This window comes from Lichenibacterium ramalinae (assembly GCF_004137085.1).
Taxonomy (GTDB): domain Bacteria; phylum Pseudomonadota; class Alphaproteobacteria; order Rhizobiales; family Beijerinckiaceae; genus Lichenihabitans; species Lichenihabitans ramalinae.
This window is the reverse complement of the sequence record NZ_QYBC01000017.1, coordinates 63,169-77,922: the sequence shown is the minus strand read 5'-3', so window position 1 is coordinate 77,922 and position 14,754 is coordinate 63,169. Positions and strand designations below refer to the sequence as shown.

The 14,754-nt window shown below is 68.2% G+C and carries 22 protein-coding genes; all 22 read right to left on the bottom strand.

Features of this window, described 5'->3' with window-relative positions:
* Nucleotides 1-67: 67 nt before the first annotated feature.
* The gene (locus D3272_RS19330) at nt 68-1,429 is read right to left on the bottom strand and encodes a replication-associated recombination protein A (protein WP_129220853.1); all 1,362 of its coding nucleotides are present in this window, start codon (nt 1,427-1,429) and stop codon (nt 68-70) included.
* A 37-nt stretch (nt 1,430-1,466) separates the two neighbouring features.
* Complete coding sequence (locus tag D3272_RS19325) at nt 1,467-2,891, bottom strand: Do family serine endopeptidase (protein WP_129220852.1); 1,425 nt, start codon at nt 2,889-2,891, stop codon at nt 1,467-1,469.
* Between the two features lie 227 nt (nt 2,892-3,118).
* A complete protein-coding gene (gene rplQ, locus D3272_RS19320) occupies nt 3,119-3,538 on the bottom strand; it encodes a 50S ribosomal protein L17 (RefSeq protein WP_129220851.1) in 420 nt (139 codons plus the stop codon).
* A gap of 90 nt (nt 3,539-3,628) precedes the next feature.
* Nucleotides 3,629-4,654, bottom strand: a complete 1,026-nt coding sequence (locus D3272_RS19315) for a DNA-directed RNA polymerase subunit alpha (protein WP_129220850.1) — start codon at nt 4,652-4,654, stop codon at nt 3,629-3,631.
* 216 nt (nt 4,655-4,870) lie between these two features.
* Nucleotides 4,871-5,260, bottom strand: coding sequence for a 30S ribosomal protein S11 (gene rpsK / locus D3272_RS19310; protein ID WP_129220849.1), 390 nt, complete (start codon nt 5,258-5,260; stop codon nt 4,871-4,873).
* A 105-nt stretch (nt 5,261-5,365) separates the two neighbouring features.
* Nucleotides 5,366-5,734, bottom strand: a complete 369-nt coding sequence (rpsM, locus tag D3272_RS19305) for a 30S ribosomal protein S13 (protein ID WP_129220848.1) — start codon at nt 5,732-5,734, stop codon at nt 5,366-5,368.
* Nucleotides 5,735-5,995: 261 nt separating this feature from the next.
* Nucleotides 5,996-6,610 carry an adenylate kinase gene (locus tag D3272_RS19300; RefSeq protein WP_129220847.1) on the bottom strand — a complete coding sequence of 205 codons (615 nt, stop codon included), beginning with the start codon at nt 6,608-6,610 and terminating at the stop codon, nt 5,996-5,998.
* A complete protein-coding gene (secY, locus tag D3272_RS19295; protein ID WP_129220846.1) occupies nt 6,607-7,944 on the bottom strand; it encodes a preprotein translocase subunit SecY in 1,338 nt (445 codons plus the stop codon). Before secY ends, D3272_RS19300 begins: the two co-directional genes overlap by 4 nt.
* Before the next feature lie 330 nt (nt 7,945-8,274).
* On the bottom strand, nt 8,275-8,760 hold the full coding sequence (rplO, locus tag D3272_RS19290) for a 50S ribosomal protein L15 (protein WP_129220845.1): 486 nt from the start codon (nt 8,758-8,760) through the stop codon (nt 8,275-8,277).
* Nucleotides 8,761-8,770: 10 nt separating this feature from the next.
* Complete coding sequence (gene rpmD / locus D3272_RS19285) at nt 8,771-8,968, bottom strand: 50S ribosomal protein L30 (protein WP_129220844.1); 198 nt, start codon at nt 8,966-8,968, stop codon at nt 8,771-8,773.
* 14 nt (nt 8,969-8,982) lie between these two features.
* Entirely contained in the window at nt 8,983-9,537 is a 555-nt protein-coding gene (rpsE, locus tag D3272_RS19280) for a 30S ribosomal protein S5 (RefSeq protein WP_129220843.1), read from the bottom strand.
* A gap of 202 nt (nt 9,538-9,739) precedes the next feature.
* Nucleotides 9,740-10,099 (bottom strand): 50S ribosomal protein L18, encoded by a 360-nt coding sequence (gene rplR, locus D3272_RS19275; RefSeq protein WP_129220842.1) that lies wholly within the window; start codon nt 10,097-10,099, stop codon nt 9,740-9,742.
* Nucleotides 10,100-10,103: 4 nt separating this feature from the next.
* Nucleotides 10,104-10,637 carry a 50S ribosomal protein L6 gene (rplF, locus tag D3272_RS19270; protein WP_129220841.1) on the bottom strand — a complete coding sequence of 178 codons (534 nt, stop codon included), beginning with the start codon at nt 10,635-10,637 and terminating at the stop codon, nt 10,104-10,106.
* A 25-nt stretch (nt 10,638-10,662) separates the two neighbouring features.
* The gene (rpsH, locus tag D3272_RS19265) at nt 10,663-11,061 is read right to left on the bottom strand and encodes a 30S ribosomal protein S8 (RefSeq protein WP_129220840.1); all 399 of its coding nucleotides are present in this window, start codon (nt 11,059-11,061) and stop codon (nt 10,663-10,665) included.
* Between the two features lie 13 nt (nt 11,062-11,074).
* Nucleotides 11,075-11,380: a 30S ribosomal protein S14 gene (rpsN, locus tag D3272_RS19260; protein WP_129220839.1), complete on the bottom strand. Its 306-nt coding sequence runs from the start codon at nt 11,378-11,380 to the stop codon at nt 11,075-11,077.
* A gap of 81 nt (nt 11,381-11,461) precedes the next feature.
* Nucleotides 11,462-12,034: a 50S ribosomal protein L5 gene (gene rplE, locus D3272_RS19255; RefSeq protein WP_129220910.1), complete on the bottom strand. Its 573-nt coding sequence runs from the start codon at nt 12,032-12,034 to the stop codon at nt 11,462-11,464.
* Between the two features lie 76 nt (nt 12,035-12,110).
* Complete coding sequence (gene rplX, locus D3272_RS19250; RefSeq protein WP_129220838.1) at nt 12,111-12,428, bottom strand: 50S ribosomal protein L24; 318 nt, start codon at nt 12,426-12,428, stop codon at nt 12,111-12,113.
* Nucleotides 12,428-12,796: a 50S ribosomal protein L14 gene (rplN, locus tag D3272_RS19245; RefSeq protein ID WP_129220837.1), complete on the bottom strand. Its 369-nt coding sequence runs from the start codon at nt 12,794-12,796 to the stop codon at nt 12,428-12,430. The genes rplX and rplN overlap by 1 nt, the downstream gene beginning before the upstream one ends.
* A gap of 101 nt (nt 12,797-12,897) precedes the next feature.
* Nucleotides 12,898-13,155 carry a 30S ribosomal protein S17 gene (rpsQ, locus tag D3272_RS19240; RefSeq protein ID WP_129220836.1) on the bottom strand — a complete coding sequence of 86 codons (258 nt, stop codon included), beginning with the start codon at nt 13,153-13,155 and terminating at the stop codon, nt 12,898-12,900.
* Between the two features lie 9 nt (nt 13,156-13,164).
* The gene (gene rpmC, locus D3272_RS19235; RefSeq protein ID WP_129220835.1) at nt 13,165-13,377 is read right to left on the bottom strand and encodes a 50S ribosomal protein L29; all 213 of its coding nucleotides are present in this window, start codon (nt 13,375-13,377) and stop codon (nt 13,165-13,167) included.
* A 12-nt stretch (nt 13,378-13,389) separates the two neighbouring features.
* Nucleotides 13,390-13,803, bottom strand: a complete 414-nt coding sequence (rplP, locus tag D3272_RS19230) for a 50S ribosomal protein L16 (protein ID WP_129220834.1) — start codon at nt 13,801-13,803, stop codon at nt 13,390-13,392.
* A gap of 184 nt (nt 13,804-13,987) precedes the next feature.
* On the bottom strand, nt 13,988-14,743 hold the full coding sequence (gene rpsC, locus D3272_RS19225; RefSeq protein ID WP_129220833.1) for a 30S ribosomal protein S3: 756 nt from the start codon (nt 14,741-14,743) through the stop codon (nt 13,988-13,990).
* Between the last annotated feature and the right edge of the window lie 11 nt (nt 14,744-14,754).

The window sequence follows — 14,754 nt, the reverse complement described above, 5'->3', positions numbered from 1 at the left end:
CCCGCGCCGCGAAGCGCCCCGTGGCCCGCCACCCCGGGGCGGTCCCCGGCGCTCCGGGTTCGCGGCGTCAGGGCGCGTCGCGGTCCTTGCGGCGCGCGTCCCACCAGGCCATGCGCCGGGCCACATCGCGCTCGAAGCCGCGCTCGGTGGGTCGGTACAGGCTCTGGCGACCGATGGCGTCGGGCCAATAGTTCTGGCCCGAGAAGGCGTCGGGCTCGTCGTGGTCGTAGCGATAGCCCTCCCCGTAGCCTTCGCGCTTCATCACCTTGGTGGGGGCGTTGAGGATGGCCTTGGGCGGCAGGACGGAGCCGTGGTGGCGGGCCAGCGCCATGGCGGCCTTGAAGGCCGTGTAGACGGCGTTGCTCTTGGGCGCGGTCGCCAGATAGACGACCGCCTGCGCGATGGCGAGTTCGCCCTCGGGGCTGCCGAGGAAGTCGAACGTGTCCTTGGCGGCATTGGCCACCACCAGCGCCTGGGGATCCGCCATGCCGATGTCCTCCGAGGCCATGCGGACGATGCGCCGCGCCAGGAACAGCCGGTCCTCGCCGGCGTCGAGCATGCGGGCGAGGTAGTAGAGGGCAGCGTCAGGGTCGGAGCCCCGCACCGCCTTGTGCAGCGCCGAGACCAGGTTGTAGTGGCCGTCCTGGCCCTTGTCGTAGAGCGGCGCGCGGCGCTGCACCACGGCGACGAGGCGCGCCGCGTCCAGCACCTCGCCGGGCCGGGCCGCCCGCCACACGTCCTCGGCGAGGTTGAGCAGCGCGCGCCCGTCGCCGTCCGCCATGCCGGCCAGGGCCTCGCGCGCCTCGGGCGTGAGCGGCAGCACCCGCCCCTCCGTCGCCTCGGCCCGGGCCAGGAGGTCGCCGAGGGCCGTCGCATCGAGGGCGCGGAACACGAGCACGCGGGACCGCGACAGCAGGGCGCCGTTGAGCTCGAAGGAGGGGTTCTCGGTCGTGGCGCCGACCAGCGTCACGGTGCCGTCCTCCATCACGGGCAGGAATCCGTCCTGCTGGGCGCGGTTGAAGCGGTGGATCTCGTCGACGAAGAGCAGCGTGCCGCGACCGGCGCGGCGGCGGACGCGGGCCTCGTCGAAGAGCTTCTTGAGGTCGGCGACGCCGGTGAAGATGGCCGAGGCGGCGACGAAGTCGAGGCTCGTGGCACCGGCGAGCAGGCGCGCCACCGTGGTCTTGCCGGTGCCAGGCGGTCCCCAGAAGACCAGGGATCCCGGCGCCCCGCCCGACAGGAGCCGGGTCAGGGCTCCGTCGGGCCCTACGAGGTGCTCCTGCCCCGCCACCTCGTCGAGCGTGCGCGGCCGCAGCCGGTCGGCGAGGGGCCGCGCCGGGCCGGGGCCACCGGGTGCCGCGTCGGTTCCGGCCGAGGTCCCTGCCGGGGCCCCGGCCTCCAGCCCGGCCCGGGAAAACAGGTCGCTCATCGCCCCGCCGCCTTCCCGCTCGCCGGACCCGGAGCCGTCAGCCGCCGAGTTCGGAATCGATGACCTGGCCGCCCCGGTCGATGGTGACGTGCCAGAAGTCCTGGTGCGTCCCCGTCGCCTTCTCGAACTGGCGCGTGGTGGTGACCTTGGCGCGGCCGAGGCCCAGGATGACGTCGCCCTTCTGGATGCCCGTCATGGCGGCATTGGAATTGTCGCCGACCGCCGTCACCACGACGCCCTGGCGCACGCCGTTGAGCTGCAGGTCGTCGGCGACCGCCGGCGAGTAGTTCACCACCGTGGCGCCCGAGAAGGGCGAGTCGTTGTTGAGCGTGACGGGGTCGCGGGCCGGCGTCTCGGGCGCCGCCACCAGCTTCAGCACGGCGTGCTCCGTCTGCGTGCCGCGGCGCAGCGTGAGGTCGACGCTGCCGCCGAGCGGCTTGGTGGCGATGCGGTAGCCGAAGGCATCGGGGTCGTCCACGGGTGCGCCATCGACGGCCGTGATGACGTCTCCCCGCTTGAGGCCGCCGGCCTCGGCGGGGCTGCCGTCGACGAAGTCCGACACCAGCACGCCCGCCGGCCTGTCGAGACCCAGCGCCTCGCCCATGTCGCGCGTGATGCCCTGCAGGCTGGCGCCGAGCCACGGCCGCCGCACGCGATCCGCCCCGGCCTTCGCCGCCACGATCACGCTCTTGACCATGTTGACCGGGATGGCGAAGCCGATGCCGACGCTGCCGCCCGACTGGGAATAGATCGCCGAGTTGATGCCGACGAGGCGGCCCTTCATGTCGACGAGGGCGCCGCCGGAGTTGCCCGGGTTGATGGCGGCATCGGTCTGGACGAAATACTGATAGGCGCTCTTGCCGATCTGGCTGCGGGCGAGGCCCGACACGATGCCCTGCGTCACGGTCTGGCCGACGCCGAAGGGGTCGCCGACCGCGAGGACGATGTCGCCGACCTCCAGGGCGTCGGAATCGCCGAGGTCCATCACGGGGAGGTTCCGGGCCCCCTTGAGGCGAAGCACCGCGAGGTCGGTGCGCTCGTCGCGCAGCACGATGTCGGCGGGATATTCGTGCTTGTCCGCCATGGCGACGCGCACGTCCGTCATGCCCTCGATCACGTGGTAGTTGGTGACGACGAGACCGGCGTCGTCCACGATGACGCCCGAACCGAGCGACTGCGCGGTGGGGTTGCCGGGCCTGTCGTGGCCGCCGAAGAACTGGCGAAAGATCGGGTCGTCGAGCAGGCTGTTGCGCGGCCGCTTCTCGACCCGCGACGCGTAGACGTTGACGACGGCGGGGGCGACCCGCTTCACCACCGGCGCGAAGGACAGGACGACGTCGCTCTTCGCCATCGGCACCTGGCGCTCCTCGGCCCGGGACGACGGGCCGGCCAGGAGAAGGGGCAGCGCCAAGGCGGCGGACACGGCGGCGGACAGGGCGGCGGCTCGGAGGCGGGTCGGCATGGAGGCGGGCTTCCTCGTCGGGGCTCGGGCGGGGTCCAACGACCAGTTATGGCGTCGCGGGCCGTTGCGAAAGCCCCCGCGGCCCCGGCGGCGGGGAAACCGTCCCGACAGCCCCGCGAGGGACGGCGGGGGACGGCGAGAAAAAGGGCCGGCGGCGTGAGCCCCGGCCCTCTTCGGCGTGTCACGCCATGCCTATGATCGGAATGGCGTCATCCCGATGGCGTCGTTCAGGCCGCGTCGACCTCGGGCGAGGCCGTGTACTTGCCGAGCGACGAGCCCTTGGCATCCACGTCGCGGTCGACGAATTCGATGACGGCGAGCGGGGCGTTGTCGCCGAAGCGGAAGCCGGCCTTCAACACGCGGGTGTAGCCGCCCTGGCGCTCCTTGTAGCGCGGGCCGATGACGTCGAAGAGCTTCTTGACGATGGCGGCCTGGCGCACCTCGGCCATGGCCATGCGGCGGGCATGCAGGTCGCCGCGCTTGCCGAGCGTCACGAGCTTCTCGACCACCGGACGCAGGTCCTTGGCCTTGGGCAGGGTCGTGACGATCTGCTCGTGGTGGATGAGGTTCGCGCACATGTTGGCGAACATCGCCTTGCGGTGCTCGGCGGTGCGGCCGAACCGGCGCTTCTTGTGACCGTGATACATGGGTGGCTCCTTGGGTTGTTATGCGGCCGCCGTGCCAAGGAACGGCCGCTCTCTTTGCGGCGGGCCGGTCCCGGCCCGCCTCGTCAAAGCTCAGTAATGCTCTTCGAACCGCTTGGCGAGTTCGTCGATGTTCTCCGGCGGCCAGCCGGAAATCTCCATGCCGAGGTGCAGTCCCATCTGGGCCAGCACTTCCTTGATTTCGTTCAGCGACTTGCGGCCGAAGTTCGGGGTCCGCAGCATTTCGGCCTCGGACTTCTGAATGAGGTCGCCGATGTAGACGATGTTGTCGTTCTTCAGGCAGTTGGCCGAGCGGACTGACAGCTCGAGCTCGTCCACCTTCTTCAGCAGCGCCGGGTTGAAGGCGAGTTCCGGGATCGAGGCCGAAACCTCCTCGCGGCGCGGCTCCTCGAAGTTGACGAAGACGTTGAGCTGGTCCTGCAGGATGCGGGCCGAATAGGCGATCGCATCCTCGGGGGAGATGCCGCCGTTGGTTTCCACCGTCATGGTCAGCTTGTCGTAGTCGAGGATCTGGCCGGCGCGGGTGTTCTCGACCCGGTACGACACCTTCTTGACCGGCGAATACAGGCTGTCGACCGGGATGAGGCCGATCGGCGCGTCCTCGTTGCGGTTGCGGTCGGCCGGGACATAGCCCTTGCCGGTGTTGACGGTGAATTCCATGCGGATCTCGGCGCCCTCGTCGAGCGTGCAGATCACGAGTTCCGGGTTCAGCACCGACACGTCGTTGACGACCTGGATGTCGCCGGCCTTGACGGCGCCGGGGCCGGACTTCTTGAGGACCATGCGCTTCGGGCCCTCGCCCACCATCTTGATCGAGATGTCCTTGATGTTGAGGACGATGTCGGTCACGTCCTCGCGGACGCCGGGGATGGAGGAGAACTCGTGCAGCACGCCGTCGATCTGCACGGCCGTGACGGCCGCGCCCTGCAGCGACGACAGGAGGATGCGGCGGAGCGCATTGCCCATGGTGAGGCCGAAGCCGCGCTCCAGCGGCTCCGCCACGACGGTGGCGACGCGCTTGGCGTCGTCGCCCACTTGCACCTCGAGCTTGTTGGGCTTGATGAGGTCCTGCCAGTTCTTCGAGATCACGGTGGTCATGGCGAACTTTCCGAGCCTCAGGCGGGCCGCGGCGGGCGGCCGGCTTCGGGCTGATGATGGGCACCTTGGCGGAGCGGGAAGCGACGGAGCTTCCGCTCGGCGAAGGCGCCCGAGGTGTCGACGGGGCCGCCCCCGGAGTGTGGCGGCGGGGAGCGGCGGAACGCGAGACGGGGCAGCATCGAAACGATGCCGCCCCGCCCCGAAGGGTTCAGGCGATCAGACGCGGCGGCGCTTGCGCGGGCGGCAGCCGTTGTGCGGGATCGGAGTGACGTCGCGGATGGACGTCACGGTGAAGCCCGAGGCCTGGATGGCGCGGAGCGCCGATTCACGCCCCGAACCGGGGCCCGACACTTCGACTTCGAGCAGGCGCATGCCGTGCTCGGCGGCCTTGCGGGCCGCGTCTTCGGCCGCCATCTGGGCGGCGTAGGGGGTCGACTTGCGCGAGCCCTTGAATCCCATGGTGCCGGCGGACGACCACGAGATGGTGTTGCCCTGCGCGTCCGTGATGGTGATCATCGTGTTGTTGAACGTCGAATTCACGTGGGCGATGCCCGACGCGATGTTCTTGCGTTCACGACGGCGGACGCGGTTTGCCTCTTTAGCCATAATATCCAGTCCTGGTCCTTCAAGCGCGCCCGTGATGCCAGGCGCTCGGGAAAAATCTCGACGATCCCCGGATCATGTCCGGAGACGGGTGCCCCGAGGGGCGCCTTACTTCTTCTTGCCGGCGATCGGCTTGGCCTTGCCCTTGCGGGTGCGGGCGTTGGTGTGGGTGCGCTGGCCGCGGACGGGCAGCTGGCGGCGATGGCGCAGGCCGCGGTAGCAGCCGAGATCCATCAGGCGCTTGATGTTGATCGAGTTCTCACGACGCAGGTCGCCCTCGACGAGATAGTCGCGGTCGATCGTCTCGCGGATCTGCAGGACTTCGGCATCCGACAGCTGAGCGACGCGACGCTCGGCCGGGATGTTGACCTTCTCGCAGATCTCCTGGGCCTTCTGCCCACCGATGCCGTGGATGTACTGAAGCGCGATCACCACGCGCTTGTTGGTCGGGATGTTGACGCCAGCGATACGGGCCACGTGTAGTCTCCATGCGCCCGGCACCGCCGTGCCGATTGACGCTGTTCCTAGGATGCGGCCAACGGTTAAAGGCCGGGTCCCCGCGTGGGACGACCCGGCGCCGCTATGTCGTAGGCTCGCAAGGGTCGCCATAGCGGCTTCCCGATCGATCGTCAAGGATCGGTTGACGACATCGGGGTAGTGGCGCCACCGCGGATCCGCGGCGACCACCCCTGGGGACGATCCGCGCCGCAGCGACGGACCGCGCCGGAGTTCCGCGCCCTACTGGGCCGCGACGGCGGCATCCCGGCCGGCCCGGTCGCCCAGGGCGGCGTCGATCGCCTGCGACACGGCGTCGATCGGCACCATGCCGTCGATGGCCTTCAGCCGGCCCGATTCGGCGTAATAGGCCGAAACCGGCGCGGTCTGCTCCCGATAGGTTTCGAGACGCTTGGCCAGCACGTCCGGCTTGTCGTCGGGCCGCACCGTGCCGCCCGCCGCGACCGTCTCGGCGGCGCGCTTCTCGATCCGAGCCACGAGCGCGGTGGGATCGACCTCGAGTTCCAGCACGGCGTCGAGCCTGAGGCCACGGTGTTCGAGCGCGAGGTCGAGCGCCTCGGCCTGCGCCACGGTGCGGGGGAAGCCGTCAAGGATGAAGCCCCGCGCGGCATCCGGCTCCATGATGCGCTCGGCCACGATCCCGACCACGACGGCGTCCGAGACGAGCCCACCGGCCTCCATCACGGCCTTGGCCTTGAGGCCCACCGGCGTGCCGGCCTTCACGGCCGCCCTCAACATGTCGCCCGTCGAGAGCTGCGGTATCCCGTGGCGCTGCATCAGCCGCGCTGCCTGCGTCCCCTTCCCTGCACCGGGCGGACCCAGAAACACTATCCTCATCGCTTCTTCCCTCTGAGCCGCGACTTCTTGATCAGGCTCTCATATTGTTGGGCCTGCAGATGGCCGTGGACCTGGGCGACGGTGTCCATCGTCACGCTCACGACGATCAGCAGGGACGTGCCGCCGAAATAGAAGGGCAGCGCCGCGTAGGAGATCAGAAGCTCGGGCAGAAGGCAAATGATGGCGAGGTAGGCGGCACCCAGCACGGTGATGCGGGTGAGGATGGCGTCGATGAACTGAGCGGTGCGCTCGCCCGGCCGCACGCCCGGCACGAAGCCGCCGTGCTTGCGCAGGTTGTCGGCCGTCTCCACGGGATTGAACACCACCGCGGTGTAGAAGAAGGCGAAGAAGACGATCAGGAACAGGTAGAGGACGATGTAGGCCGGCCGCCCATGCGCCAGGAAGCTCGTCACGGTGCCGAGCCAGCCGCCGCCGTTGCCGTTCATCTGGGTGAAGTTGGCCACCGTGGTGGGGAGCAGCAGCAGCGAGGAGGCGAAGATCGGCGGGATGACGCCCGCCGTGTTGAGCTTCAGGGGCAGGAACGAGGTCTGGCCCTCGAACATGCGGTTGCCGACCTGCCGTTTCGGATAGGTGATGAGCACGCGGCGCTGCGCCCGCTCCATGAAGACGATGAAGGCGATGGTGGCGATCGCCACCACCACGACGGCGAGGATGAACACCGTCGAGATCGCGCCCTGTCGGCCGAGTTCCAGCGTGTGGCCGATGGCGGCCGGGAAGGCCGCGATGATGCCGGCGAAGATGATGAGCGACGAGCCGTTGCCGATGCCGCGCGACGTGATCTGCTCGCCGAGCCACATCAGGAACATGGTCCCGCCCATCAGCGTGATGACGCAGGAGATGCGGAAGAACAGGCCCGGGTCCGTCACCACGCCGGCCTGCCCCTCCAGCCCGACCGAGATGCCGTAGGCCTGGAATGCCGCCAGGATGACGGTGAGGTAGCGGGTGTACTGGTTGATGACCTTGCGGCCGGCCTCACCCTCCTTCTTCAGCGTCTCCAGCGAGGGCACGACCGAGGTCATGAGCTGGATGATGATGGAGGCCGAGATGTACGGCATGATGTTCAGCGCGAAGATAGCCATGCGCTGCACGGCCCCGCCCGAAAACATGTTGAACAGCTCGAGCACGCCCTGCTTCTGGCCCGAGAAATTGGCCTCGAAGGCCCCCGGGTCGATGCCGGGGAGCGGGATGTAGGTCCCGAGCCGGTAGACGATGAGGGCGCCCAGCGTGAACCAGATGCGCTTCTTGAGCTCCTCGGCCTTGCCGATCGAGGCGAAATTGATATTCGCTGCGAGCTGTTCCGCTGCCGACGCCATACATCTGCTCCAAGGGACTGCCGCGAGGCACGTCGTTCGTGCCGATCATTAGCGCGCTTCTGCCGCCCTGCGGAAGGGCCGGTGCGCAGGAAGTGATGAGATGTCGCCCGCGCGCCATGATGGAGGCCCACCGTGGCGGCGGATCGGCGACACGGCGGCGAAGCCGGAACGGCGCGACCCGAGACGTGGCGCGCCGGTGGCGTCGCCGGACCGCCCCGCCGGCAGCCGCACGGCGTCCCCCATACGACGACAGGGCGGCCGGCTCGCGCCGCCGCCCTGTCGAAGATCGTCGGAAGAACCGCCCTGCCCCGCCGCGGCGGAGCGCGGGGGTCAGGTCTCCTTGGCCGGAGCAGCCTTGGGCTCGCGCAACACCTTCACGGTGCCGCCCGCGGCCTCGATGGCGGCGATCGCAGACTTCGAGGCCAGGGCCACTTCGAAGTCGAGCTTCGCCGAGATCTCGCCCGCCCCGAGGATCTTGACGCCGTCGCGTGCCTTGGTGCAGAGGCCGGCGTCGACCAGCGTCTCGATGGTGATCGGGCCCGCCTGCAGCTTGCCCTCGTCGATCGCCTTCTGGATGCGGCCGACGTTGATCTCGTTGTAGTCGAGGCGGAAGATGTTGGTGAAGCCGCGCTTCGGGAGGCGACGATGGAGCGGCATCTGGCCACCCTCGAAGCCCTTGATGCGCACGCCGGTCCGGGCCTTCTGGCCCTTCACGCCGCGTCCACCGGTCTTGCCCTTGCCCGAGCCGATGCCGCGGCCGACGCGCATGCGGGCCTTGGTGGCGCCTTCGTTGTCGCGAATCTCGTTGAGTTTCATCGGATCGCTCCTACGCGCCTTCGACGATGCGGACGAGGTGAGCGACGCTCGCCACCATGCCACGCGTCGAGGGGTTGTCGATCAGCGACGAGCGGCGGCCGATCTTGTTGAGGCCGAGCGCAACCAGCGTCTGGCGCTGACTGGCGGGGCGGCCGATGGGGCTCTTCGTCTGCTCGACGACGAACTTGGTCTCGCTCTGAGAGATCATGTCAGTCCTCCCGATCACGCGTCGACGGCGTCGGCATCCACGCCCTGACGGCGCGACTGCAGGGTGGACACCTTGATGTTGCGGCGGGCCGCGACCTGGCGGGGCGAATCCTCATGGGCCAGCGCGTCGAAGGTGGCGCGGACCATGTTGTAGGGGTTCGACGAGCCCTGGCTCTTGGCGACGACGTCGTGGACGCCGAGCGTCTCGAAGACGGCGCGCATCGGGCCGCCCGCGATGATGCCGGTGCCGGCCGGGGCGGCGCGCAGGATGACGCGACCAGCGCCGTGGCGGCCGTTCACGTCGTGGTGCAGCGTGCGGCCCTCGCGCAGCGGAACGCGGATGAGGCCGCGCTTGGCGGCTTCCGTCGCCTTGCGGATGGCTTCCGGCACTTCGCGCGCCTTGCCGTGACCGTAGCCGACGCGGCCCTTCTGGTCGCCGACGACGACGAGCGCCGCGAAGCCGAAGCGCCGGCCGCCCTTCACCACCTTGGCGACGCGGTTGATGTGGACGAGCTTGTCCACGAATTCATTGTCGCGATCCTCGCGGTCGCGCTCTCTTTCACGAGCCATGTCTCTGTCCGTCACTGACGCGGCGGCCGGGAGGCGCGCCGCTCGCTGGGATGGTCTGCAGGATGCGCGAAAGCGCGGGGATGCGGATGAACCGCCCCGCGCCGACCGCCACCTGCAAGGGAACGGGCCGACCTCTAGCCGACGCTGACGTCGACGGCAAGCCGGACCGATGGGATCGAGATCCCCTCCGGGTGGGAGGGGATCAGAACTTCAGGCCACCCTCGCGGGCGCCGTCGGCCAGCGCCTTGACGCGGCCGTGGTACATGTAGGCGCCGCGGTCGAACACCACTTCGCTCACGCCGGCCTCGACGGCCCGCTTGGCGATGAGTTCGCCGATGTGCTTGGCGGCGGCCTTGTCGGCCCCGGTCTTCAGCGTTCCCCGGCTGTCCTTTTCCAGGGACGAGGCGGAGGCCAGGGTCACGCCGCGGGCGTCGTCGATGATCTGCGCGTAGATCTGCTTGGACGACCGGAAGACCGAAAGGCGCGGGCGGCCGCCGGCGTTCTTGCGCAACGCCAGACGGACACGAGCCTTGCGGCGGTCGGAAAGATCGCTCTTGCTCATGGCCTTACTTCTTCTTGCCTTCCTTGCGGAAGATGAACTCGCCCGCGTATTTCACGCCCTTGCCCTTGTAGGGCTCCGGCGGACGGAACGCGCGGATCTCGGAGGCGACCTGACCGACTTCGCGCTTGTCGATGCCGGTGATGATCAGCTCCGTCGGGCGCGTCGCCACGATGGTGATCCCCTCGGGGATCGGGAAGTCGACGTCGTGGCTGTAGCCCAGCGACAGGACGAGCCGCTTTCCCTGGACGGCGGCCTTGTAGCCGACGCCCGTGATCTCGAGCTTGCGCTCGAAGCCCGCCGACACGCCCGTGACCAGGTTGCTGATCATGGCGCGGGACATGCCCCACATCGCCTGAGCGCGCTTCGTCTCCGAACGCGGCTTCACCGAGACTTCGTTGTCGTTTAGCGCCACGTCGCAGTCCTCGGGGACCACGAAGGACAGAGTCCCCTTGGCACCCTTGACCGAGACCGACTGGCCTTGAACCGTCGCGGTCACGCCCGTGGGGAGCGCGACCGGCTTTTTACCGACCCTGGACATATTGTGGACCCTTCATGGCCTGAGGTCAGAAGACCTTGCAAAGGACCTCGCCGCCGACATTGTTGTCGCGGGCGGCGTGGTCAGCCATGACGCCCTTGGGCGTCGACACGATGGTGATGCCGAGGCCGTTGGCGACGCGCGGCAGGGCGTCGACAGCCGCGTAGACGCGGCGGCCGGGGCGCGACACGCGCTCGATCAGCTTGATGACCGGGGCGTTGTCGAAATATTTGAGTTCGATGTCGAACTCCGTCCGCCCGTTGCCGTGGTCGGTCGTCGAATAGCCGCGGATGTAGCCTTCCTGCTCCAACACGTCAAGCACGTTGGCGCGCAGGCGGGAGCCCGGCGTCGACACCTTGCCCTTCTTGCGAAGCTGGGCATTGCGGATACGGGTGAGCATGTCACCCAGGGGATCGTTCACGGACATGGTGCGCCTCCCCTTACCAGCTGGACTTCACGAGGCCTGGGATCAGGCCCTTGTTGCCCAGCTCGCGCAGGGCGATGCGGGACATCTTCATCTTGCGATACACCGAACGCGCACGGCCGCTGACTTCGCAGCGGTTGCGGATACGCGCCGCGGCCGAGTTGCGGGGAAGCTCGGACAGCTTCAACCGCGCCTCGAACCGCTCCTCCATGGGGAGGTTGGCATCGTCGGCGATGCCCTTGAGCCGGGCCCGCTTCGCCGCATACTGCTTCACCAGCGCTCGCCGGTGTTCGTTCTTCTCGACAGAACTCTTCTTAGCCATTGAGGTATCCTCGCCTTTCCGCGTCTGAAGCCCTGCTGAGCTGCAGGGCGGGAACCGGGTCGACCCCGGTGCCCGCTGACCTCACTGCCGGAACGGGAAATTGAATGCCCGAAGAAGCGCGCGCGCCTCGTCGTCGGTCTTCGCCGTCGTGCAGACGATGATGTCCATGCCGAGCATCGTCTCGGCCTTGTCATAGTCGATCTCGGGGAAGATGATGTGTTCCTTGATGCCCATGGCGAAGTTGCCACGGCCATCGAAGGACTTGGGGCTCAGGCCGCGGAAATCCCGGACGCGCGGCAGCGCGATCGTGATGAGGCGGTCGAGGAACTCGTACATGCGCACGTCGCGCAGCGTCACCTTGGCGCCGAGCGGCATGTTCTCGCGGACCTTGAAGGTCGAGATGGCGTTGCGCGCATGGGTGATGACGGGCTTCTGGCCCGCGATCAGCGACAGGTCGGAGGCGGCGTTCGTCACCTTCTTGGTGTCGTTGACGGCCTCGCCGACGCCCATGTTCAGCACGATCTTGTCGAGCCGGGGCACCGCCATCGCATTCTTGTAGCCGAACTGCTCGATCATCGCCTGACGGACGGTGTCGGCATAGACCTGCTTCATCCGCGGCACGTAGCCGGCGGGGGCGGCCGGCGAGGCCTCCATGTTGATGTCGGAACCGGACTTGCGGTTCTCCTTGGCGCCCTTGGCTTTCGCCTTGGCGCCCGCTGCTGCCTGAGCCTCAGCCATCGATCTGATCTCCCGAACCCTTGGCGATGCGGACCTTGCGGCCGTCCTCGAGCACCTTGAAGCCGACCCGGACCGGCTTGCCGGTCGTGGGGTGCTGCAGGGCGAGGTTCGACAGATGGATCGTCGCTTCCTTGCTGATGATGCCGCCTTCCTGGCGGGCGGACTGCGCCTGGTGGCGCTTGACGAGGTTGACGCCCTGAACGATGGCGCGCTCGTCCTTGGGCATGACCTGCAGGACTTCGCCCGTCGTGCCGCGGTCACGGCCCGCCAGGACCACGACCTTGTCGCCCTTCTTGATCTTGGCCGCCATCACAGCACCTCCGGGGCGAGAGAGATGATCTTCATGTGGTTCTTGGCGCGGAGCTCGCGCGGCACCGGCCCGAAAATGCGGGTGCCCACCGGCTCCGACTGGTTGTTGACGATCACGGCCGCATTCGTGTCGAAGCGGATCACCGAGCCGTCGGGGCGCTTGATGTCCTTGGCGGTGCGGACCACCACGGCCTTCATCACGTCGCCCTTCTTCACGCGGCCGCGCGGAATGGCCTCCTTGATGGACACGACGATGATGTCGCCCACACCGGCATACTTCCGCTTGGAACCGCCGAGGACCTTGATGCACATGACACGGCGGGCGCCGGAGTTGTCAGCGACATCGAGGTTAGTCTGCATCTGAATCATGGACTATGCTTTCTGTCAGAACGGTTTCCGGCCCGGTTTCCCGGTCAGCCGGACTGCGCCTGGCGGAGGAGATGCGCCGAAACGGCGCGCCGGCCTCCGGATCAGCGGGCTTTCAGGCCGCGCATCATCTCGGCGCCGACCACGGTCCAGCGCTTCAGCTTGGAGATGGGACGGGTCTCTTCGATCGAGACCACGTCGCCGACCTTGTAGGCCTTGGCTTCGTCATGCGCATGATAATTCTTCGACCGGCGCACGGTTTTTTTCAGCAGCGGATGGGTGAAGCGGCGCTCCACCTTCACCACGATGGTCTTCTCCTGCTTGTCGCTGACGACCACGCCCTGGAGGATTCGCTTCGGCATCTGTCTCTCTCACCCGTTCACTGCGGCGCGCTTCATCGCCGCCAGGGTCTTGGCCCGGGCGATGTCGCGACGCACGATGCGGACCGTGGAGGTGTTCTCCAACTGCCCCGTGGCGCGCCGGAAGCGCAGGTTGAACTGTTCGCGCTTCAGGCGAAGCACTTCGTCGTTGAGCTGGTCGTCCGACATGACCCAGAGGTCGGACAGGCGCTGCTTGGTCTTCATGGTCGTCCGTCCTTACTCGGCGATGCGCTCGACGAAGCGCGTCTTGATCGGCAGCTTGGCAGCCGCCAGCCGGAGCGCCTCGCGGGCGAGGTCGACCGGCACGCCGTCGAGCTCGAACATGATGCGGCCGGGGTGAACGCGGGCGGCCCAGAACTCGGGCGCGCCCTTGCCCTTGCCCATGCGGACTTCGGTGGGCTTCTTCGAGACCGGGAGGTCCGGGAAGATGCGGATCCACACGCGGCCGGCGCGCTTCATGTGGCGGGTCAGGGCGCGACGGGCGGCCTCGATCTGACGCGCCGTGACGCGCTCGGGCTCGAGCGCCTTAAGGCCGAACTGGCCGAAGTTCAGTTCGAAGCCGCCTTTGGCCTCGCCGCTGATCCGGCCCTTGAAGGCCTTGCGAAAGCGGGTTCGCTTGGGTTGCAACATGGAAACAGGTCCTGAAAGATCGTTCGGAGCACGTCCGGACCGCTCGGGGACTCGTGTGGGAGCCCTCGAGGTCGGTCGATGGGTCTTGCTATTTCATGCCGGAGCACGTCACGCAACTGTCAACGTGCACCGAAGGCGCGAACCTGCCTCACGGCGGCCCGCGCCCCTTTGAGAGACAGACCGGTCAGGCCCGTTCGCGCCGGCGGTCGCGATCGCGGTCGCGGCCCCCGCGGTCGTCGTCGCGGCGGCGACGCTCGCCACCCGGCGCATGCTCCTGCGCGGCGGCGCGCTTGTCCTGCGCCATGGGATCGTGCTCGAGGATCTCGCCCTTGAAGATCCACACCTTGATGCCGCAAGTGCCGTAGGCCGTGTTGGCGGTGGCGACGCCGTAGTCGACGTCGGCGCGCAGCGTATGCAGCGGCACGCGGCCTTCACGGTACCATTCCTGGCGGGCGATCTCGGCGCCGCCCAGGCGACCCGAGCAGTTGATCCGGATGCCCTCGGCGCCGAGGCGCATGGCGGACTGCACGGCGCGCTTCATGGCGCGACGGAACGCGACGCGGCGCTCGAGCTGCTGGGCGATCGAATCGGCCACCAGCGTGGCGTCGATCTCGGGCTTGCGGACCTCGACGATGTTGATCACCACCTCGGAGGTCGTGACCTTGCCCACCATCTTGCGCAGCTTGTCGATGTCGGCGCCCTTCTTGCCGATCACCACGCCCGGACGCGCCGAGTGGATGGTGACGCGGCACTTCCGGTGCGGACGCTCGATGACGATCTTGGAGATCGCCGCCTGCTTCAACGCCGCCATGAGGACCTCGCGGATCTTCATGTCCTCGTGCAGCAGCTTGCCGTACTCGGCCTTGCTGGCGAACCAGCGCGAATCCCAGGTGCGGTTGATGCCGAGCCGCAACCCGATCGGATTGACCTTCTGACCCATCGTATTAAATC